This window comes from Massilia sp. METH4 (genome assembly GCF_037094685.1).
Lineage (GTDB): Bacteria > Pseudomonadota > Gammaproteobacteria > Burkholderiales > Burkholderiaceae_D > Rugamonas.
This window is the reverse complement of sequence record NZ_CP146614.1, coordinates 2,753,764-2,773,613: the sequence shown is the minus strand read 5'-3', so window position 1 is coordinate 2,773,613 and position 19,850 is coordinate 2,753,764. Positions and strand designations below refer to the sequence as shown.

The 19,850-nt window shown below is 63.7% G+C and carries 22 protein-coding genes; 5 read left to right on the top strand and 17 right to left on the bottom strand.

Going from position 1 to position 19,850, the window contains the following annotated elements; all coding sequences use genetic code 11:
• Nucleotides 1-74: 74 nt before the first annotated feature.
• Complete coding sequence (locus V6Z91_RS12295) at nucleotides 75-515, top strand: DUF2147 domain-containing protein (protein ID WP_338770704.1); 441 nt, start codon at nucleotides 75-77, stop codon at nucleotides 513-515.
• Nucleotides 516-972: 457 nt separating this feature from the next.
• Here the strand turns inward: V6Z91_RS12295 and V6Z91_RS12290 are convergent, their stop codons facing one another.
• The 8 genes from V6Z91_RS12290 to dusB form a co-directional block, all read right to left on the bottom strand.
• On the bottom strand, nucleotides 973-1,734 hold the full coding sequence (locus V6Z91_RS12290) for a glutaminyl-peptide cyclotransferase (protein ID WP_338770702.1): 762 nt from the start codon (nucleotides 1,732-1,734) through the stop codon (nucleotides 973-975).
• A gap of 2 nt (nucleotides 1,735-1,736) precedes the next feature.
• Nucleotides 1,737-2,261 carry a YaiI/YqxD family protein gene (locus V6Z91_RS12285; protein ID WP_338770700.1) on the bottom strand — a complete coding sequence of 175 codons (525 nt, stop codon included), beginning with the start codon at nucleotides 2,259-2,261 and terminating at the stop codon, nucleotides 1,737-1,739.
• A 13-nt stretch (nucleotides 2,262-2,274) separates the two neighbouring features.
• Nucleotides 2,275-3,324, bottom strand: coding sequence for a Holliday junction branch migration DNA helicase RuvB (gene ruvB / locus V6Z91_RS12280; RefSeq protein WP_338770698.1), 1,050 nt, complete (start codon nucleotides 3,322-3,324; stop codon nucleotides 2,275-2,277).
• Nucleotides 3,325-3,327: 3 nt separating this feature from the next.
• Entirely contained in the window at nucleotides 3,328-3,909 is a 582-nt protein-coding gene (gene ruvA / locus V6Z91_RS12275; RefSeq protein ID WP_338770697.1) for a Holliday junction branch migration protein RuvA, read from the bottom strand.
• 33 nt (nucleotides 3,910-3,942) lie between these two features.
• A complete protein-coding gene (gene ruvC / locus V6Z91_RS12270) occupies nucleotides 3,943-4,473 on the bottom strand; it encodes a crossover junction endodeoxyribonuclease RuvC (protein ID WP_338770695.1) in 531 nt (176 codons plus the stop codon).
• A gap of 109 nt (nucleotides 4,474-4,582) precedes the next feature.
• Nucleotides 4,583-6,169: a bifunctional phosphoribosylaminoimidazolecarboxamide formyltransferase/IMP cyclohydrolase gene (gene purH, locus V6Z91_RS12265; RefSeq protein ID WP_338770693.1), complete on the bottom strand. Its 1,587-nt coding sequence runs from the start codon at nucleotides 6,167-6,169 to the stop codon at nucleotides 4,583-4,585.
• 90 nt (nucleotides 6,170-6,259) lie between these two features.
• Nucleotides 6,260-6,493, bottom strand: a complete 234-nt coding sequence (locus tag V6Z91_RS12260) for a helix-turn-helix domain-containing protein (protein WP_130186182.1) — start codon at nucleotides 6,491-6,493, stop codon at nucleotides 6,260-6,262.
• A 42-nt stretch (nucleotides 6,494-6,535) separates the two neighbouring features.
• The gene (gene dusB, locus V6Z91_RS12255; protein ID WP_338770691.1) at nucleotides 6,536-7,552 is read right to left on the bottom strand and encodes a tRNA dihydrouridine synthase DusB; all 1,017 of its coding nucleotides are present in this window, start codon (nucleotides 7,550-7,552) and stop codon (nucleotides 6,536-6,538) included.
• A gap of 253 nt (nucleotides 7,553-7,805) precedes the next feature.
• On the opposite strand from dusB, the gene V6Z91_RS12250 reads away from it, so the two are divergent.
• The gene (locus V6Z91_RS12250; protein WP_338770689.1) at nucleotides 7,806-10,178 is read left to right on the top strand and encodes a glycoside hydrolase family 31 protein; all 2,373 of its coding nucleotides are present in this window, start codon (nucleotides 7,806-7,808) and stop codon (nucleotides 10,176-10,178) included.
• 205 nt (nucleotides 10,179-10,383) lie between these two features.
• On the opposite strand, the gene V6Z91_RS12245 is transcribed toward V6Z91_RS12250, so the two are convergent.
• The 4 genes from V6Z91_RS12245 to tyrS are packed head-to-tail and all read right to left on the bottom strand — an operon-like array spanning nucleotide 10,384 to nucleotide 13,382.
• The gene (locus V6Z91_RS12245) at nucleotides 10,384-11,025 is read right to left on the bottom strand and encodes a histidine phosphatase family protein (RefSeq protein ID WP_338770687.1); all 642 of its coding nucleotides are present in this window, start codon (nucleotides 11,023-11,025) and stop codon (nucleotides 10,384-10,386) included.
• On the bottom strand, nucleotides 11,022-11,651 hold the full coding sequence (locus tag V6Z91_RS12240; protein ID WP_338770685.1) for a YbhB/YbcL family Raf kinase inhibitor-like protein: 630 nt from the start codon (nucleotides 11,649-11,651) through the stop codon (nucleotides 11,022-11,024). The genes V6Z91_RS12245 and V6Z91_RS12240 overlap by 4 nt, the downstream gene beginning before the upstream one ends.
• Before the next feature lie 22 nt (nucleotides 11,652-11,673).
• A complete protein-coding gene (gene dtd, locus V6Z91_RS12235) occupies nucleotides 11,674-12,123 on the bottom strand; it encodes a D-aminoacyl-tRNA deacylase (RefSeq protein WP_338770683.1) in 450 nt (149 codons plus the stop codon).
• Entirely contained in the window at nucleotides 12,120-13,382 is a 1,263-nt protein-coding gene (tyrS, locus tag V6Z91_RS12230; protein ID WP_338770681.1) for a tyrosine--tRNA ligase, read from the bottom strand. The genes dtd and tyrS overlap by 4 nt, the downstream gene beginning before the upstream one ends.
• Nucleotides 13,383-13,537: 155 nt before the next feature.
• On the opposite strand from tyrS, the gene V6Z91_RS12225 reads away from it, so the two are divergent.
• Both V6Z91_RS12225 and V6Z91_RS12220 read left to right on the top strand, forming a co-directional pair.
• The gene (locus V6Z91_RS12225; protein WP_338770679.1) at nucleotides 13,538-14,923 is read left to right on the top strand and encodes a M23 family metallopeptidase; all 1,386 of its coding nucleotides are present in this window, start codon (nucleotides 13,538-13,540) and stop codon (nucleotides 14,921-14,923) included.
• Between the two features lie 164 nt (nucleotides 14,924-15,087).
• The gene (locus V6Z91_RS12220; protein ID WP_338770677.1) at nucleotides 15,088-16,185 is read left to right on the top strand and encodes an anhydro-N-acetylmuramic acid kinase; all 1,098 of its coding nucleotides are present in this window, start codon (nucleotides 15,088-15,090) and stop codon (nucleotides 16,183-16,185) included.
• 3 nt (nucleotides 16,186-16,188) lie between these two features.
• On the opposite strand, the gene V6Z91_RS12215 is transcribed toward V6Z91_RS12220, so the two are convergent.
• A complete protein-coding gene (locus tag V6Z91_RS12215; protein WP_338770676.1) occupies nucleotides 16,189-16,398 on the bottom strand; it encodes a DUF4287 domain-containing protein in 210 nt (69 codons plus the stop codon).
• Between the two features lie 167 nt (nucleotides 16,399-16,565).
• Between V6Z91_RS12215 and V6Z91_RS12210 the strand changes: the two genes are divergently transcribed.
• Nucleotides 16,566-16,979, top strand: a complete 414-nt coding sequence (locus tag V6Z91_RS12210; RefSeq protein ID WP_338770674.1) for a DUF2061 domain-containing protein — start codon at nucleotides 16,566-16,568, stop codon at nucleotides 16,977-16,979.
• Between the two features lie 170 nt (nucleotides 16,980-17,149).
• Here V6Z91_RS12210 and erpA read toward each other — a convergent pair whose 3' ends face one another.
• From erpA to rplM, 4 genes are all read right to left on the bottom strand, one after another.
• Nucleotides 17,150-17,512: an iron-sulfur cluster insertion protein ErpA gene (erpA, locus tag V6Z91_RS12205; RefSeq protein WP_338770673.1), complete on the bottom strand. Its 363-nt coding sequence runs from the start codon at nucleotides 17,510-17,512 to the stop codon at nucleotides 17,150-17,152.
• 121 nt (nucleotides 17,513-17,633) lie between these two features.
• Entirely contained in the window at nucleotides 17,634-18,671 is a 1,038-nt protein-coding gene (argC, locus tag V6Z91_RS12200; RefSeq protein ID WP_338770672.1) for an N-acetyl-gamma-glutamyl-phosphate reductase, read from the bottom strand.
• Nucleotides 18,672-18,831: 160 nt separating this feature from the next.
• Complete coding sequence (gene rpsI, locus V6Z91_RS12195) at nucleotides 18,832-19,224, bottom strand: 30S ribosomal protein S9 (protein ID WP_107140763.1); 393 nt, start codon at nucleotides 19,222-19,224, stop codon at nucleotides 18,832-18,834.
• A gap of 9 nt (nucleotides 19,225-19,233) precedes the next feature.
• Nucleotides 19,234-19,662, bottom strand: coding sequence for a 50S ribosomal protein L13 (rplM, locus tag V6Z91_RS12190; protein WP_338770668.1), 429 nt, complete (start codon nucleotides 19,660-19,662; stop codon nucleotides 19,234-19,236).
• Nucleotides 19,663-19,850: the final 188 nt, after the last annotated feature.

Sequence of the window (19,850 nt, the reverse complement as noted above, 5' to 3'; positions counted from 1 at the left end):
GACCGGGCTCGCCCGCTCCGGCTTTTTTTTGCCTGCGCTACACTGCCGGGATAACCACGACATGGAGACCTGCGATGCGTACCCTGCTCTGCGCTGCCCTGCTTTCCGTCACCACCCTGCCAGCCTTCGCCGACGACACTTCCGCCGTCGGGCTCTGGAAAAACATCGACGACAAGACCGGCAAGCCCAAGGCCGAGATCCGCATCAGCGAGTCGAACGGCGTGCTGCACGGGCGTGTCGAGAAGCTGTACCGCGGGCCGGGCGAGGACCAGAACCCGATCTGCGACAAGTGCGAAGGCGAGGACAAGGGCCGGCCGATCGTCGGGCTGTCGATCATCGACGGCATGAAGAAGGACGGCGACGGCTACTCGGGCGGGACCATCCTCGACCCGGAAAACGGCAAGGTTTACAAGAGCAAGATGAAGCTGGTCGATGGCGGCCGCAAGCTCGATGTGCGCGGGTATATCGGGGTGCCGATGCTGGGCAGGTCGCAGGTGTGGGTGCGGCAGGAATAGCGGGCAGGATGGCCGGCGGGATGGCCTGAATAATCGCCCGAAAAAAAACGGGGGCCGCAGCCCCCGAAAATTACAACACTTCCTGCCACTTGGCGCTGGCGGAGCAGTACCCTTCCATTGGCAATGCAGCCCTTCGTGCCCGGCGGCGATATGGTTCGCCTTGTTCCGTAGCGCGCAGTGGAGCCGCTTGCAAGGGTGCTCCTGTCCGGTGCGCCAGTCGGATCGATCGTGCCGCCCTACTGGCGCCTTCCATGCGATGCTGTCGCAATGCCTGAGCGCGACAGCATCCGGTAAATCTCGCATGATCTGGCGCAGGCAGCCGGCTGTTCTTCAAGTGCCTGAACTGCGTCAGATCAAAAGCATGGATAGGATTATGCCGATCGCGCCCACGCGAGGGTTCAGTAACATTGCCGGAAATTTGTAAGCGGCCGGCGACAATTGCGCACCGCCGGAGGCGTCAAGGCCTCTTGAGCTCGATCTCGAACAGCTTGGGCCACCGCTTGCCGGTCACGAAGAGGCGCTTGTGCTCGGCATCCCAGGCCACGCCGTTCAATACATTGTCGGCGCCAGGGGTCACGCCCGCCAGGCGGTCCAGGCCGGCAAGGTCGATCCAGCCGCGCACCTGGCCCGAGAACGCGTCGATGCGGGCGATGCGGTCGGTCTGCCACACGTTGGCGAAGATTTCGCCGTCGACCCATTCGAGCTCGTTGAGCTGGGTGACGGGAACGCCATCGGCCGTGACGTGGATGCGCCGCAGCACGCGCATCGATTGCGGGTCCAGCACCCGCACATAGGCCGAGCCATCGCTCATGTACAGCCGGTTGCCGTCGCTCGTCAGGCCCCAGCCCTGGCCCTGGTAGCGCCAGCTGCCCAGGGGCTCGAACGTGTCGATGTCGAAGACGAAGCCGCCGCCATTGGTCCAGGTCAGGCTGACGATGCGGTTGCCGGAAGGCGCGATGCCTTCGCCGAACACATTGGCGGGCAGGTCGCGCTTTTGCAGCACGTCGCCGGTTTCCAGGTCCACCTTGCGGATCGACGAGGCGCCGTACTGGCCCGTGCTCTCGTACAGCACGTCGCCGCGCCAGAACAGGCCCTGCGTGAAGGCGTTGGCGTCGTGCGGATACGTGTTCTTTACGGTGTAGCCATACACCGGCACGGCGGCCTGCACCACGGCGCTGAACGCGAGCGCGAGCGTGGCAACGAAGGTCCGGGTCAGCATGGTCAGTCTCCTGTCTGGTTGGGCGAGGCGGGCTGTGAGGCGGGCTGTGAAGCGGGCCGTGAGGCGGGCTGTGAAGTGGGCGGCAGGTGACGGCGCAGGTGCCGGTCCAGCGCGTTGGCGAAGCGCTGGCGGTCGGCGTGGCCGTAGGCGGACGGGCCGCCCGTGTCGACGCCGCTGCCGCGCAATTCGTCGAGGAAGGCGCGCATCGTCAACTGCTGGGCGATATTGTCCGGCGTGTAGAACTCGCCGCGCGGGTTGAGCGCGTGGGCGCCCTTCTTCAGTATGTCGGCGGCCAGAGGAATGTCGGCCGTGATCACCAGGTCGCCCGGTTCGGCCAGGCGCACGATCTCGCGGTCGGCCACGTCGAAGCCTTTTGGCACCTGCACGGCGTGCACGTATTTCGACGGTGGCACGCGCAGCAGCTGGTTGGCGACCAGCGTGACCTCGACCTGCACGCGGTCGGCGACACGGTACAGGATTTCCTTGACGGCGCCGGGGCAGGCGTCGGCATCGACCCAGATCCTCATGGTTACCCGCCCTTCACCACAAGTCGCCGGTGAGATTCGTGCGCGGCGGCTTCAGGCCGAAGTGTTCGTACGCCGTGGCGGTGGCCACGCGGCCGCGCGGCGTGCGCTGCAGGTAGCCTTGCTGGATCAGGTAAGGTTCCAGCACGTCCTCGATCGTGTCGGCCGCCTCGCCGATTGCCGCGGCCAGGTTGCCGATGCCGACCGGGCCGCCGCCGAACTTGTAGAGCACCGCTTCGAGCAGCTTGCGGTCCATCACGTCGAAGCCGACCGTGTCGACATCGAGCATCACCAGCGCGGCATTGGCGATGTCCTTGGTGATGTCGCCGTTGCTTTTCACTTCCGCGTAGTCGCGCACGCGGCGCAGCAGGCGATTGGCGATACGGGGCGTGCCGCGGGCGCGGCGGGCGATTTCAAGAGCGCCGGTATCGTCGATGTTCGCCTTCAGCAGCGATGCGCTGCGCGTGACGATCTTCGCCAGTTCTTCCGTCGTGTAGAACTCGAGCCGCGCGACGATGCCGAAGCGGTCGCGCAGCGGGTTGGTCAGCATGCCGGCGCGCGTGGTGGCGCCCACCAGCGTGAACGGCTGCAGGTCCAGCTTCACCGAGCGGGCCGCCGGCCCTTCACCGATCATGATGTCGATCTGGTAATCCTCCAGCGCCGGGTACAGGATTTCCTCGACGACCGGCGACAGGCGGTGGATCTCGTCGATGAACAGCACGTCGTTCGCTTCGAGGTTCGTCAGCAGCGCGGCCAGGTCGCCCGGGCGCTCCAGCACGGGGCCTGACGTCTGGCGCAGGTTCACGCCCATCTCGCGGGCAATGATGTTCGCCAGCGTGGTTTTACCGAGGCCGGGCGGTCCGAACAGCAGCGTGTGGTCCAGCGCCTCGCTGCGCTTCTTCGCGGCGGAGATGAATATCTCGAACTGGTCGCGGATCTTGCGCTGGCCCACGTATTCGTCGAGCAGCTTGGGCCGCAGCGCGCGCTCGATCGCTTCCTCGTTCGGGGACGAAGGAGCGGCATCGATGATGCGCGCTTCTGTGAAATTGTCGGTCTGGATGGCCATCGCTTATCCTTTGGAGAGCGCCTTCAGCGCCTGCTTGATGCCGTCGGATACCGAAGCGCCAGCCGGCACGGTCTTCAGCGCCAGCAGCGCTTCCTTGTCCGAATAGCCCAGCGCGATGAGCGCGTTCAGGATATCGGTCTGGGCGTCCGGCACGGCCGCGGCGCCGCCCATGGACCCCAGGTCGGCGCCCAACTTGCCCTTCAGTTCCAGCAGCAGGCGCTCGGCCGTCTTCTTGCCGATACCCGGCACCTTGACGAGGCGCCCGGCTTCCTGGCGCGTGACGGCCTGCGACAGGTCGGCGATCGACATGCCCGACAGGATGGAGAGCGCCGTGCGCGCGCCGATGCCGCTGATTTTAATGAGCTGCCGGAACACGGCGCGTTCTTCAGCGTGGCCGAAGCCGTACAGCAGGTGCGCATCCTCGCGCACGGCCAGGTGCGTGAACAGCGTGACGCGCTCGCCCGTGTGCGGCAGGTTGTAGAAAGTGCTCATCGGCACGTCGACCTCGTAGCCGACCCCCTGCACGTCGACGAGCAGCTGGGGCGGATTTTTTTCAAGCAGAACACCGGAGAGACGTCCGATCATGGCGCAGCCTTGGAATGTGAAATAAGGAAGAGTTTAGCCGACCAGGCGGCCGCGCTTCATGTGCAAACCCGACAGCCCAGCCGAAGCCACCGCGGCCAGCGTGTCCTGCGAGTTGGCGTGGCAGATCGCCACGCCGAGGGCATCGGCCGCATCGGTGCCCGGCAGGCCGGGCAAGGCCAGCAGGCGCGACACCATGTGCTGCATCTGCTCCTTGGCCGCCTTGCCACTGCCGGTGACGGCTTGCTTGATCTGCGTGGGCGAATACTCGGCCACCGACAATGCTCCGCTCACCAGCCCGCAAATGGCGGCGCCGCGCGCCTGGCCCAGAAGCAGCGTGGATTGCGGGTTGACGTTGACGTACACCTGCTCGATGGCGGCGCAGTCCGGCCGGTAGGTGCTTGTGAGCTCCATCACGCCATCGAGGATGACTTTCAGCCGGGTGGGCAAGTCCCCGTCGCCGCTCTTGATGGTGCCGGAGGCGATGTAGCGCAGCTTCGTACCCTGCTTGTGGATGACGCCAAAGCCGGTCGTGCGCAGGCCGGGGTCGATGCCGAGAATGATCATTTACCGATTATAAGCAGGAAAGAAAGCGCCCGCTTCGCGGGCGCCGGATGAAACAGAAGTTACTGCCGAGCCCGTGTCATGAAACGGGCTCGGCAGTCAGATGCTGCGATCAATGACGGAAGTGACGGGTCCCCGTGTACAGCATCACGACGCCCCGCTCATCCGCGGCATCGATCACCTCCTGGTCCCGCATCGAGCCGCCCGGCTGGATCACGCAGGTCGCGCCGGCATCCACCACCACGTCCAGGCCGTCGCGGAACGGGAAGAACGCGTCCGACGCCACGACGGAACCGGCCAGCGTCAGCCCGGCGTTCTGCGCCTTGATCGAAGCGATGCGCGCGGAGTCGATGCGGCTCATCTGGCCGGCGCCCACGCCCAGGGTCATGTTGTTGCCGCAGAAGACGATCGCATTCGATTTCACGAACTTCGCCACCTTCCACGCGAACATCAAGTCGGTGAGCTGCTGCGGGGTCGGTTGCTTCTTCGTCACCACGCGCAGGTCGGCCTGCAGCACGTTCTTCGAGTCGGCCGACTGCACCAGCAGGCCGCCGCCCACGCGCTTGAAGTCGAATGGGTTCACGCCGCTGCCCAACGGGATTTCCAGCAGGCGCACGTTCTGTTTCGCCGACATGATCTGCTTTGCTTCCGGCGTGAAGGACGGGGCGATCAGCACTTCCACGAACAGCTTGGCCAGCTCGGTGGCGGCAGCGGCGTCGACTTCCACGTTGAAGGCGATGATGCCGCCGAACGCCGAGGTCGGGTCGGTCTGCAGCGCACGGGTGTACGCTTCGACGGCGGAGCCGCCCAGGGCTACGCCGCACGGGTTGGCGTGCTTGACGATCACGCAGGCTGCCGGCTGGTCCATGCCCGTGAAGCTCTTCACGCATTCCCAGGCCGCGTCGGCGTCGGCGATATTGTTGAACGACAGTTCCTTGCCCTGCAGCTGGCGGTAGTTCGCCAGCGCGCCCGGCACAACCTTCGTGTCGCGGTAGAACGCGGCGCCCTGGTGCGGGTTTTCGCCGTAGCGCATGTCCTGCACCTTTTCAAAGGCCACGTTCAGCGTCTGCGGGTAGGCGCCGCGGTTGGCGTGCGAACGGTCCGGGCCCAGGCTGGACAGGTAGTTCGTGATCGCGCCGTCGTAGGCCGCCGTGTGCGCGTACACCTTCTTGGCCAGGTTGAAGCGGGTTTCGTAGCTGATGTAGCCGGGCGAATTGTCCGTCGTCTTCATTTCGGCCAGGATATGGCCGTAGTCGGACGGGTCGCAGATCACCACCACATCCTTGTGGTTCTTCGCCGCCGAACGCAGCATCGCCGGGCCGCCGATATCGATGTTCTCGATCGCGTCGTCCAGCGTGCAGTCGTCCTTGGCCACGGTGGCCTGGAACGGGTACAGGTTCACCACGACCATGTCGATCGTGGGGATGCCATGCTCATCGAGCTTCGCCATGTGCTCCGGAAAGTCGCGGCGGGCCAGGATGCCGCCGTGGACTTTCGGGTGCAGCGTCTTCACGCGGCCATCCAGCATTTCCGGGAAGCCGGTGTAATCGGCCACTTCGGTCACGGCCAGGCCGTTGTCCTGCAGCAGCTTGGCGGTACCGCCGGTGGACAGGATGTTGACGCCCATCGCCGACAGGGCACGGGCGAAATCGAGCACGCCGGTCTTGTCGGAAACGGAGATGAGAGCTTGTTTGATCATGGCTGTAGTCCAGGTTGAAAATTCTTGTTGTCGAGCAGCCGCCGGCACGGGTGGCCGGTCGCGACCACTCCCCTGGCCGGACGAAAAGCCTTACAGCAGGCCGTGCTCCTGCAATTTCTTGCGCAGCGTATTGCGATTGATGCCCAGCATCTGCGCGGCATGCGACTGGTTGCCGTCGGCGCGGTGCATCACCACTTGCAGGATCGGTTTCTCGACGGTCATCACGACCATGTCGTAGATGTTCGACGGTTGCTGTTCCCCCAGGTCGTTGAAATACTCTTCGAGGCTCTTCGTGACAACTTCCTGGATACTTTCTTTGCTCATGTTCTTCTATTTAACGTAATAATTTGCCGATCTGGCGCCATGTCAGGCGGCCAGCATGTCTTCGGCGAGGCGGTATTGTAACCGGTCGCCATGCTTCCACTGGGATTCGAAGAAGCCATCCACGGCGCGCAGTTGCTCTGCGGTGGACTCGAGACGGTTCATCTCCTGCCGGAATTCCTCCCCGCCCGGGAGGTCGCGCACATACCAGCCGATATGCTTGCGCGCGGTGCGCACGCCCAGGTATTCGCCGTAGAAGGCGTAATGGGCGCGCAGGTGTTCATCCATCAGCTTGCGCACTTCCGCCACCAGGGGTGGCGGCAGGTGGGTGCCGGTGCGCAGGTAATGGTCGATTTCGCGGAAGATCCACGGGCGGCCCTGGGCGGCGCGGCCGACCATCACCGCGTCCGCGCCCGTCTTGTCCAGCACGAAGCGGGCCTTTTCGGGCGTGGTGATGTCGCCGTTGGCCACCACCGGGATCTTAACGGACGCCTTCACGGCGGCGATCGTGTCGTACTCCGCATCACCGGTATAACCGTCGGCGCGGGTGCGGCCATGCAAGGTGAGCATCTGGATGCCGGCGTCTTCCGCGATGCGGGCGATCTTCAGGGCGTTCTTGTTCTCGCGGTTCCAGCCGGTTCGGAATTTCAGCGTGACGGGCACGTTCACGGCGCCCACCACGGCGTGCAGGATCGTTTCCACCAGGTCCTCGAACTGCAGCAGCGCCGAGCCGCACCAGTTGTTGCACACCTTTTTCACCGGGCAGCCCATATTGATGTCGATGATCTGGGCGCCCTTGTCCACGTTGAACTTGGCGCAATCGGCCAGTTCCCGCGGGTCGGAGCCGGCGATCTGCACAGCCTTCGGTTCCATTTCCCCCGCGTGGTCGGTGCGGCGCGAACTCTTCTCGCTGGCCCACACGCGCGGGTTGGCCGCCGCCATCTCGGAAACGGCATAGCCGGCCCCCAGCTCCTTGCAGAGTTGCCGGAACGGGCGGTCGGTGACACCCGCCATCGGGGCGACGAACACGTTATTGCGCAGCTGATAAGGACCGATTTGCACTTGGGTATCTAAGAAGACTCGCCGGAGGAACCCGCAATTCTAACCGAAGCGCTGCTCATTTAATACGCACGATTCTGTATGAAACGGACAAGTGTGCAGCTTTCCGGTTATGAAACAAAGAGTTATAGGAGGAAATTTTTTAGCCCGACTCCCATGGACCGGCCTCATCAGCTGGCTGTTGACACGGCATCAATGCTCCCCGATGATCGCGGTAGCGCTAACAACGGCGTGTTACAACAACCAGGAGATACGCATGACGATGACGACAGCGCGCCGCATGGCCGGCAGCGCCCCCACCCGGCTGGCGGCGGCAATCGCTGCCGCTTTCATGATGACCGGCGCTGCCGCCGCCCCGCTGGCCACGCTCGACCGAAACGGCGCCTTCGTTGCCGTAGAGGCCTATGGTCCGAACATCGTTCACGTGACGATCGCCGTGGACAAGGCCGAAGTCCTGAAAGGCCCCGGCTACGGGATCATCGCGCAACACGCCGACAACAAGCCTTTCCGGCACCACCCGGCCGCCGACGGCGACACGTTCACCTCGAGTGGCATGACGGTCAAGATCAACCCTGCCCCGGCCCCGCAGATTCCCACGCAAAGCCAGAAGTACTTCGCCCCATCGCTGGCCCCGGTCTGGCTGGAAGTGCGCAATGCCGAGGGCCGGTCCATCCTCAAGATGACGGGCTGGGAAATGTCGCCGCATACCGTGAACGAGGAAAAGACGTTCCAGGTGGGCGCCGAGTTCCATGCGCCGGCCGACGAGCATTACTACGGCATGGGCCAGAACCAGGAATCGCTGTCCGGCCTGGACCTGCGCGGCCGCACGCTCGACTGCAAGCACTGGTACGACGCGCCGGGCGGCGAGACCGTGTGCGTGCCGTTCATGGTGTCGTCGAAGGGATACGGCATCGTGTGGGATAACCCGTCGGCCACGCGCTTTTCCGCCGGCGTGCTGGGCAGCACGCGGTTCCAGTCGAACGTGGGGGAACGGGTCAGCTTTTTTGTCATCACCGGCAAGAATGCCGATGAGCTGTACCAGGGCTATGCCCGCCTGACGGGCAGGACGCCGATCCCGCCGAAGGCGGCGTTCGGGCTGATCCAGTCGAAGGCGCGCTACGACAGCCAGGACCAGGTACTGCGCATTGCCAACACCTACCGCCAGAAGCGCTACCCGCTCGACATCATGGTGGTCGACTGGTTCTACTGGACACGCATGGGCCAGCTCGACATCGATCCGGCGCAGTATCCGGACCCGGAAGGCATGAACAGGCAGCTGCACGACATGGGCATGCAATCGATCATTTCGATCTGGCCCCGCTTCGAGACCGCCGGCCGCTACTTCAACGAACTCGACGCGAAGGGCTATATGTTGAAGGACAAGGATGGCAAGACGCAGGATGGCTTGCCGTTCCGCTCCGACCGCACGGGCGGCCTGATCGATTCCACCAACCCGGCTGCGCGCAAGTGGTTCTTTGAAAAGGTGCGCGACAACATCCTCTCGCGCGGCTTCGACTACCCGTGGCTGGACGAGACCGAACCGGACCTGGTGCCGGACGGCTTCCATTACTCGATCGGCACGGGCGACCGCTACCGCAACCTGTTCCCGCTGGTGCATACGGAAGGCTTTTCCGAAGGCATGCGCGCGTGGAAGCCGAACCGCCGCGTGCTGATCCTGTCGCGCGCCGCCTATCTCGGCTCGCAACGCACGGGCGCGCTGTTCTGGTCGTCCGACATCAAGTCCACCTGGGAAGCGCTGGCGCGGCAGATCCCGGCCGGCCTGAACATGACCGCTTCGGGCATCGCGTACTGGGGCAACGATATCGGCGGCTGGCAAAACCTCCCGCAGACCACCGAAGCGACCAAGGCACCGCTGCTCGACCCGTCGGACGCCCGCAACGTCATCGGCCAGAACCACGACTACCCGGAGCTGCACACGCGCTGGTTCCAGTACGGCACCTTCACACCCACCTTGCGCTTGCACGGCTCGCGCAAGGAAGCGGAACTGTGGTCGTTCGGCAAACAGGCCGAGGCGGTGATGGCCAAGTTCAACGCGCTGCGCTACCAGCTGATCCCCTATATCTACAGCCAGGCGAAGATGACCTACGACACGGGTGCACCGTTCATGCGGCCGCTGTGGATGGACTTCGGCAGCGACCCGAACGTGGCCAATATCGGCACCCAATACATGTTCGGCCCGGCCTTCCTGGTGGCGCCCGTGACGGAGCAGGGGCAGACGTCGAAAGACGTCTACCTGCCGGCCGGGACCGACTGGTACAACTGGTGGACCAACGAAAAGCTGGCCGGCGGCCAGTGGGTGAAGGTGGCGGCACCGATCGACCAGATCCCGCTGTTCGTGAAAGCGGGCTCGATCGTGCCGCTGGGTGCCGCGGTGCAATCGACCGCGAGCAAGCAGGCGATCGAACAGATCCTCGTCTTCCCCGGCAAGGGCGATGCCGAGTTCACGCTGTATGACGACGACGGGCTGTCGTACGACTACGAAAAAGGTAAAGGCGTGGTCAGCGGGAAGCTGCGCTGGAACCAGTCGACCGGCCAGCTGAGCGCCACCGGCGGCCCGTCGGGCTTTGCCACGTCGGCACCGAAGCTGGTGAAGGTCATCGGGCGCTAATTCCCCAGGCATAAGCGCTTGGTGTCAGACATCATTTCCCCTGGGAAATGGTGTCTGACACCGGTTTTCGGATGCGCTCGCCGGTGCGGGCTGGGGTTTGGGAAAACCGGTGTCGCACACTTTTTTCTGGAAAAGCACCAGAAAAAAATGTCCGACACCAAGCACTCACATGCCGCGTATCCCAGGAAGCCCCTTCGGGCGGCCATCAAACGATATCGTCCAGCGCCTGCGCCAGGTGATCCACGTCGCCCCAGTGCGTGAGCGAGAGCTTGCCGTCCGCCCACGTGAACCGGTTGACGCTGGCGTTGCGCACCTGGAAGTCGCGCGGGCTTTCCAGCGTCATTTCGCGGGCGGCGCGGTAGGCGCATTCGAGCACGCCGCCGTGGGCGACGATGGCCAGGCGCCGGCCGGGGTACTGGCCGGCCCAGCGGCCGATGGCGGCGATGCAGCGCCCGTAGAAATGCCGGAAGCTCTCGGCCAGGCGTTCGCCGTGCGGCATCACGGCATCCACGTGCCGCCCCTGCCAGGCGGCGAAGTCCTCCGGATAGCGCTCTTCGATCTCTGTATACAGCAAGCCCTCGAACGCGCCATACCCCCGCTCGCGCAGCTCGTGGTCGACGTGGAACGGCACATGGTGATATTCGGCGACCGCCTCGGCCGTGTGCCGCGCCCGCTCCAGGTCCGACGACACGATGGCCGCCAGCGGTTCGGTGGCCAGCGCCCGCGCCAGCGCGGCGGCCTGGCGCCGGCCGGCATCGTTCAAGCCGATATCGAGGTGGCCCTGCAGCCGGCGCACGGCATTCCATGCCGTTTCGCCATGACGGATCAGCAAGAGTTCCGTCGTCATGGGCGCTTCAGCGTATAGGTGCCGATGATCTGGGCCTCGTCGAGGATGTGGCCATGCAGGGCGTTGCAGGCGTCCAGCGCGGTGAAGTCGCCTTCGACCGGCAGGCGCGGCACGTCGATCGCGTACAGGCGGAAGATGTAATGGTGGATGCGCTCGTCGTTCCACGGCGGGCAAGGCCCGTCGTAGCCGAAGTAGCGCCCTTCCATGGCGGCGTCGCCGGCGAACCAGCTCGTGTAGTCGTTCTTGCCATGGCGCAGGTGGGTGCCGCCGATGGCGATGCCGGGGCCGGGCTTGCCGCGCGGCGTCACGCCGTCGGAATGCGTGCCGGCTGGCAGGCTCGTCATCGTCGGCGGAATGTCGACCAGCGCCCAGTGGTAGAAGTCGCCGCGCGGCAGCTCCACGGGCAGCGTCCGGCCTTCCTTGTTCACGTCGGTGCCCACCGTCGGCGCATCGCCGTCGATGCACAGCAGCACCAGCGAAGCGGTGCCGGGCGGGATATCGTCCCACGCGAGATGCGGGTTACGGTTGCCCGCCAGGCGCACGTGGCTTTCCGGATCGGGCTCGGCGAACGCGAATTCGGCGGGAATCGCGGCGCCATTCTTGAATGAGTCGCTCCACAGCTTCATGATCTGTCCTTTGGGTTCGTTGTTACTTGCTTGGACCTGTCTGGAGCCAAAAGGTTACCGGACCGTCATTGGTCAAGGTCACTTTCATGTCGGCACCGAATTGGCCGGTTGCCACGATCGCATGGCGCGCCCGGGCCTGGCGCACGAAATGGTCGAACAGGCGTTTGCCGTCTTCCGGGGCAGCGGCCGGCGAGAACGAAGGCCGGGTGCCCGAGCGGGTGTCGGCCGCCAGCGTGAACTGGGGCACGAGCAGCAGGCCGCCGGCCACGTCGGTAACGCTGCGGTTCATTTTGCCGGCCTCATCCGAAAAGACCCGGTAGGACAGCAGCTTGGCCAGCAGCGCATCGGCTTCTTTTTCCGTGTCGCCTTTTTCGGCACACACGAGCACCATCAGGCCGCCATCGATGGCGCCGACCACGGCGCCATCGACGACCACCTGGGCGCTCGTCACACGCTGGAGCAGGCCGATCATGCGAGGGTGATTCGCGCGAACTTGCGCTTGCCCACCTGCAGCACGAACGTGCCGGCCTCGGCCTTCAATGCCTTGTCGCTGATCACGGTGCCATCGATGCGCACGCCGCCCTGGTCGATCATGCGCATCGCCTCGGAGGCCGACGCGCACAGCCCCGTTTGCTTGAGCAATTGCGCCACGCCCAGCGGCGCGCCGGTGACGGCGATCTCGGGAATATCGTCCGGAATGCCGCCCTTGGAACGGTTGACGAAATCGGCCAGCGCATCCTCGGCGGCCTGGCGCGAATGGAAGCGCTCGACGATTTCCTGGGCGATCGCCACTTTCGCGTCGCGCGGGTTGGCGCCTTCCGCCACGGCCTTCTTCAGCGCGGCGATCTCGTCGATCGAACGCCACGACAGCAGCTCGTAGTAGCGCCACATCATCGTATCCGAGATGCTCATCACTTTCGCGAACATCGTATTGGCCGGTTCCGTGATGCCGATGTAGTTGTTCTTCGACTTCGACATCTTGTCGACGCCGTCCAGCCCTTCCAGCAGCGGCATCGTGAGGATGCACTGCGGCTCCTGGCCCCAGTCCTTCTGCAGTTCGCGCCCTACCAGCAGGTTGAACTTCTGGTCGGTGCCGCCCAGCTCCAGGTCGCTCTTCAATGCCACCGAATCGTAGCCCTGCATCAGCGGGTAAAGGAACTCGTGGACCGAGATCGGGGTCCCGGCCTTGTAGCGCTTGGCGAAATCGTCGCGCTCCATCATGCGCGCCACGGTGTAGCGGGAAGCCAGCTGGATCATGCCGCGCGCACCCAGCTGGTCGCACCATTCGGAGTTGTAGCGGATTTCCGTCTTCGCCGGGTCCAGCACGAGGGAGGCCTGCTTGAAATAGGTTTGCGCGTTCAGTTCGATCTGCTCGCGGGTCAGCGGCGGGCGCGTGACGTTGCGGCCGGAAGGATCGCCGATCATCGACGTGAAGTCGCCGATCAGGAAGATCACCTGGTGACCCAGGTTCTGCAACTGGCGCATCTTGTTCAAGACCACGGTATGGCCCAGGTGCAGGTCGGGCGCGGTCGGGTCCAGGCCCAGCTTGATGCGCAGCGGCACGCCGCTCTGTTCGGAACGCGCAAGTTTCTGAGCGAATTCGGTTTCGATCAGCAGTTCATCAACACCGCGCTTGGCGATCGCGAGCGCTTCTTGTACGGTATCAGTCAGCGGCAACAAGGTGGGAGAGGCAGCGGCGGCAGCGCTTTGCGCCGGGGAATTTGTATCCATGTATCCGAAAATTTTCTCAAAGTGTTGGCGTAGCGCAGGAGTTTGTTATAATGCCCGATCCCGTCAATCTTGCCCAACGAAAACTAAATAAATCAACAAGTTAGAACAAAAGAGCAAAAAATCACCAGTTCAAGCGGCAAATTTTAACTGATTGCATGAACCCTATACATAAGTTCACAAGCTCGCGCTTGTATCATCTGCTAGGTTCGACCCGCAAGGCCCGCATCGTCAGTGCGTCCGCCGTGGCACTCGCCCTGTGCGCCTTTGGCGCCGCTGGTGTAGCCCCGCTAGCGCCGGATGCCGGCGACCTGCCGGTTAAAACGATCACCCAAGATCTCGCCTCTCCGAACCTTTCTTCCCAGATCAACGCCCTCGAAGCGCAAGACGGTACTGAAAAGTACGTGCGCGAAGAACGCATCCGTGCGGGCGACACGCTGGCCACGCTGCTGCACCGCCTGGGCGTCGACGACGATGCCGCGGAAACCTTCATCAAGAAGGACAAGACCGCCAAGGCGATCATGCAACTGCGCAGCGGCAAGCGCGTGCTGGCGCAGACCGACGACAACGGCAACCTGCTGTGGCTGCGCGCAAGCGTGGTCGACAGCCAGGACATGCCGGTCAAGAATATTTCCGTGACCCGCAAGGGCGAAAGCTTCGTGGCCGAAGAGGCACCCGTGAAGCTGGAGCGCCGCGTGGAAATGCATGCGCGCGAGATCAAGTCGACGCTGTTCGCGGCCACCGACTCCGATGCGGACGGTGCGCGCCTGCCCGATTCGGTGGTGCGCCAGATCCTGGACATGTTCTCCACCAATATCGACTTCCGTTCCGACGTGAAGCGCGGCGACCGTTTCAACGTGGTCTACGAGACGTTCTGGCAGGATGGCGAATTCGTCAAGGCGGGCCGCGTGCTGGCCGGCGAGTTCACGAACCGCGGCGTGACGTATCAATCCGTGTGGTATGAAGATCCCGTCAGCAAGCTGGGCGGCGGTTACTACAGCTTCGACGGCAAGGCGCTGAAGAAGGGCTTCCTGAAATCGCCGCTGGAGTTTTCCCGTATCTCGTCCGGCTTCTCGATGCGCGTGCATCCGATCTCGGGCAACTGGAAGGCACACAAGGGCGTGGACTTCGCCGCCCCGACCGGCACGCCGATCCGCGCCGCCGGCGATGGCGTCGTCGATTTCGCGGGCACGCAGAATGGCTACGGCAACGTGGTCGTGCTGAAGCACTGGAACAACTACAGCACCGCGTATGCGCACATGAGCCGCTTTGCGTCGGGCTTGAAGAAGGGCCAGAAAGTCCGCCAGGGCGAGCTGATCGGCTACGTGGGTTCGACCGGCTGGTCGACCGGCGCCCACCTGCACTACGAATTCCGCGTGGCCGGCAAATCCACGGACCCGACGAAGCTGAACGCGCTCGCGGCGCCGCCGCTGACCGCGGCTGAAATGTCGCGCTTCAAGCAGGTGTCTTCCGAAATCGCCCACCGCTTCGCGCTGCTGCGCGGCCAAGGCACGATCCCGACCGATACGCTGGCGCAGAAGTAAGCGCTGTCTCGTTCGGAGAAAACCGGCGCCCCGAGGGGCGCCGTTTTTCATTCCTCCCTCACTGTGAAACCAGTGTACCCGCGCGCTTCAGCCACGACCGTTAGCTGGCTAACACTGGCATGCATCGGGCACAATAGCCTCACTAGTCATTTCGCGGATACCTGATGAGCTTGTTTATTGGACTGATGTCGGGCACCAGCCTCGATGGCGTGGACGGCGTGCTGGTCGATTTCTGGGCCGGCGCGGCCCGCACGATGGCGGCGCATCATATGCCCTACCCGCCCGCCTTGCTGGACGAATTGCGCGCGCTGCAGGCGCCCGGTGCCAACGAACTCGAACGCGAGGCGCTGGCCGGCAACGGCGTCGCCACCGTCTATGCCCAGTGCGTGGCGGGGCTGCTGGAGAAGTCCGGCATGCAGGCGGCGGACGTGCGCGCGATCGGTGCCCATGGCCAGACGATCCGCCACCGCCCCGAGCTGGGCTTCACGTCGCAGACGATCAACGGCGCCCTGCTGGCCGAACTGGCCGGCATCGATACGATCGTGGACTTCCGCTCGCGCGACGTGGCCGCCGGCGGCCAGGGCGCGCCCCTGGTGCCCGCCGCCCACCAGGCGCTGTTCGGCGAAAAGGGCAAGACACGTGTACTGGCCAATATCGGCGGCATCGGCAATATCAGCGTGCTGCACGCCAGCGGCCATGTGACGGGGTTCGACACCGGGCCCGGCAACGTGCTGATCGACGAATGGACCCGCCTGCACCTGGGCAAGCCGTACGACGCGGGTGGCGGCTGGGCGGCTTCCGGCCAGGAGCTGCCGCAGTTGCTGGCCGTGCTGCTGGCGGAACCGTACTTTGCATTGCCGCCACCGAAGAGCACGGGGCGCGACCTGTTCCACCTCGACTGGTTGCAAGCACGCCTCGCCGGGTTCGGCCACGCCGCGCCGGCGGATGTGGCGGCAACGCTGACGCGGCTTACCGCCGCCACGCTGGCCGGCGGGATCCGCGCCCACGCGCCGGACACCGATACGCTGTTCGTCTGCGGCGGCGGCGCTTTCAACGACACGCTGCTGCGCATGCTCGCGGAAGAGCTGGGCGAACGCGTGACCGTGCAGACCACGAGCGCGCTCGGCGCCGATCCGTCACACGTGGAAGCGCTGTGCTGGGCCTGGCTTGCGTGGCGCTTCGACGACCGCAAGGCCGGCAACCTGCCCTCCGTCACCGGCGCGCGCGGGGAACGCGTCCTGGGCGCCCTCTACCCGCGCTGACCGCTACTTCGCCTGGGCAAGGTGGTATGCCACGAGCGCGTTCGCATGCCCGTGGCCGAGGCCGTGCTCGGCCTTCAGCCAGTTCACCAGCTCCATGTGCTTCAAGCCTTCGCGCTGGCCGGCCAGCAGGCCCAGCCAGTGCTGTACCGGCTGGCCGTACTTTTTTTCGATCGATGGGAAGTACGATGCCGGACCCTTGATCTGCTCGCTCATTTTGCCTCCTCCTCCGTGAATGTTCCCCTGTACGACGGCTGGGCACGATCAACTTCGACAACCCGACCATTGTAAAAACCAATCGGTTTGGTGAGTATAATCAATTTCTCGTTTTAAACGAGAATCGTTATCATCTGTCTCAACAGTCATCCATTGCAGAGGCAGCCATGATCATCGCAGCAAAGAAAACCAGCCAGGTCGCGACCCACATGGTCATTGCGTTCACCCTGATGTACGTGATGACGGGCTCGGCTGCCTTCGGTGGACTTGCCGCCGTCATCGAGCCGATCGTCAACGTGGCCCTGCTGCCGCTGCATGAGGGCTTCTGGAAGCGCCTGCGCGCGCGTTCCGCCCGCAATGCCACCGCCCTGCTGGCGTTTGAAAAGGTCAGCCAGACGATGTTCCACTTTGCCATCGCGGTAGCCGTGATCTACTGGGCTACCGGCTCGCTCGCATTGGGCGGCATTGCCGCCGTGCTGGAGCCGATCCTGAACGTGATCGTGCTGCCTTACCACGACAAGGTGTGGGAGCGGATTGAAGAGCGCCTGGCGGGCAGCGCGCGCCTTGCCGCGACCGCCTGAGCGCATGGCTGTACTGCTGAGATCGTGTCTCGGGTCAGACCCCAGTGACAGGTGCACTGCTGAGATCGTGTCTCGTAGGGTCAGACCCCAGTGACACGGGCTCAGCCCTTTAGGGCACAAAAAAAACGACCAGCTTGCGCTGGCCGTTTTTTTTGTGATGCCGGGCTCGCTTACACGGAGAACGAGGAACCGCAGCCGCAGGTCGACTGGGCGTTCGGGTTCTTGATCACGAACTGGGCGCCTTCGAGGTCGTCCTTGTAGTCGATCTCGGCGCCGATGAGGTACTGGTAGCTCATCGAGTCGATCAGCAATTGCACGCCGTTCTTGACCATCGTGGTGTCGTCTTCGTTGACGATTTCATCGAACGTGAAACCGTACTGGAAACCGGAGCAGCCGCCGCCCTGCACGAACACGCGCAGTTTCAGGTCGGGATTGCCCTCTTCTTCGATCAGCTGGGCCACTTTATCGGCGGCGCTGTCGGAAAAGTTGATCGGTGCCGGGATCACGTCTTGCGCTTCGGCTACTGCATTCATAGGAAACTCCTACCAAAAGATTCGTTGCGGCCATTATAGACCTTTGCGCGCGGCCCTGCTTCGGCCCGCCCCATTTCTCTGGGGATATGAGGCGCGGATGCAGCACTTCAATGGCAGAAGATCAAGGAAGCAGCGCGATCGTGTCCAGGCCCAGGCTTTCGTCGAGGCCGAACATCAAGTTCATGCACTGCACGGCCTGGCCGGAAGCGCCCTTCACCAGGTTGTCCTGCACCACCAGCACGATGACGGTGCTGCCATTGTCCGGGCGATGTACGGCCAGGCGCAGCATGTTCGAACCCTTGGTCGTGCGCGTTTCCGGATGCGAGCCGAACGGCATCACGTCGATGAACTTTTCGCCGGCGTAGGCATCCTCGAACAGCCTTTGCAGTTCCTCGTTCGAGATATCCTTCGTCAGCTTGCCGTACAGCGTGGAATGCATGCCGCGGATCATCGGCACCAGGTGCGGAGTGAACACCAGCGACACCTTGTCGCCGGTCAGGCGCTGCAGCTGGGCCGTGGTTTCCGGCGTGTGGCGGTGACCTGCCACGCCGTATGCCTTGAAGTTGTCGCTCGATTCGGAGAACAGGATGCCGATCTCGGCCTTGCGGCCGGCGCCCGACACGCCGCTCTTGCAGTCGGCGATCAGGTTGCCCGCGTCGATCACGCCGGCCTTGAGCAGCGGCGCGAAGCCGATCTGCATCGTGTTCGGATAGCAGCCCGGGTTGGCGATCAGGTTCGCCTTGCGGATCTCTTCACGGTTCAGCTCGACCAGGCCGTACACGGCCTGCTCCAGCAGTTCCGGCGCCGTATGGTCGATCTTGTACGTCTTTTCGAACACGGCGCGGTCCTTGATGCGAAAGTCCGCCGCCAGGTCGATCACTTTCACGCCCTTGGCCAGCAGTTCCGGCGCCTGCGCCATCGCCACGCCGTGCGGGGTGGCAAAGAACACGACGTCGCATTGCGTGAGGTCCGCCTTGTCCGGCGCGGAAAACGCCAGGTTCACGCGGCCGCGCAGCGACGGGTACATGTCGGCCACTGGCAGGCCATCTTCCTTGCGCGACGTGATTGCCGTCAGCTGCACTTGCGGATGGACTGCCAACAATCGCAGCAGTTCCACGCCCGTGTAGCCGGTGCCGCCGACGATGCCAACTTTGATCATGTTCTTGTTCCTTGCAAAAAAGTGAGTGAGCCGGAATTTTAACAGTGGATGGTGACCGCCGTTTTACCTTAGCGGAAAAACAAAAAGCCGCTGGAGACCAGCGGCTTTCTGTTTGCAGACCCGTACCAGCCCAGCAACGCCAGGCTGAGTGAAGCGAGAATTAACGCTTCGAGAACTGCTTTGCGCGACGTGCTTTACGCAGGCCGACTTTCTTACGCTCGACTTCGCGGGCGTCACGGGTAACGAAGCCGGCACGTGCCAGATCGCCCTTCAGGCCTGCATCGTAGTCGATCAGCGCGCGGGTGATGCCGTGGCGCACTGCACCTGCCTGGCCGGACTCGCCGCCGCCATGCACGTTCACCTTGATGTCGAAACGCTCGACGTTGCCGGTCAGTTCCAGCGGCTGACGGATCACCATCAGGCCGGTTTCGCGGGAGAAGTACTCGGAAGCAGGCTTGCCGTTCACGATGATCTGGCCGGTGCCGACCTTGATGAACACGCGAGCAACTGCACTCTTGCGACGGCCGGTGCCGTAGTTGTAGTTACCGATCATGTCAGTTCCTTAGAATTCGAGTGCTTTGGGTTGCTGGGCAGCGTGCGGGTGCGAACCTTCAGCGTAGACCTTCAGCTTCTTGATCATTGCATAGCCCAGCGGGCCCTTCGGCAGCATGCCCTTGACGGCCTTTTCCAGGGCACGGCCCGGGAAGCGCTGTTGCATTTTCAGGAAGTTCGTTTCGTAGATACCGCCCGGGTAGCCCGAGTGACGGTAGTACGTTTTTGCGGTGGCCTTGGTGCCGGTCACGCGCAGCTTGCCTGCGTTGATGACGACGATGAAATCGCCGGTGTCGACGTGAGGAGTAAATTCTGGCTTGTGCTTGCCGCGCAGTCGGCGTGCCACTTCGCTGGCAACACGGCCGAGGACTTTGTCCGTCGCGTCAATCACGAACCAGTCGCGCTGGACTTCATGGCCCTTAGCGGAAAAAGTTTTCATGTTTGACTTCCTAATGAAGAATGTTAAATCGCTCAAAACGGTGGTTCCGCGCAGTAAATTTGAACTACAACCGGCGGACGCAGCCTTCTTATGACTTTTCCTGAGCGAACGGAAAGCTGACGATTATAGCGTTCCCGTCATGGCCGGGTCAAGCCCGCGTTGGCCATGCACTATCCGTTGCCCTTGTG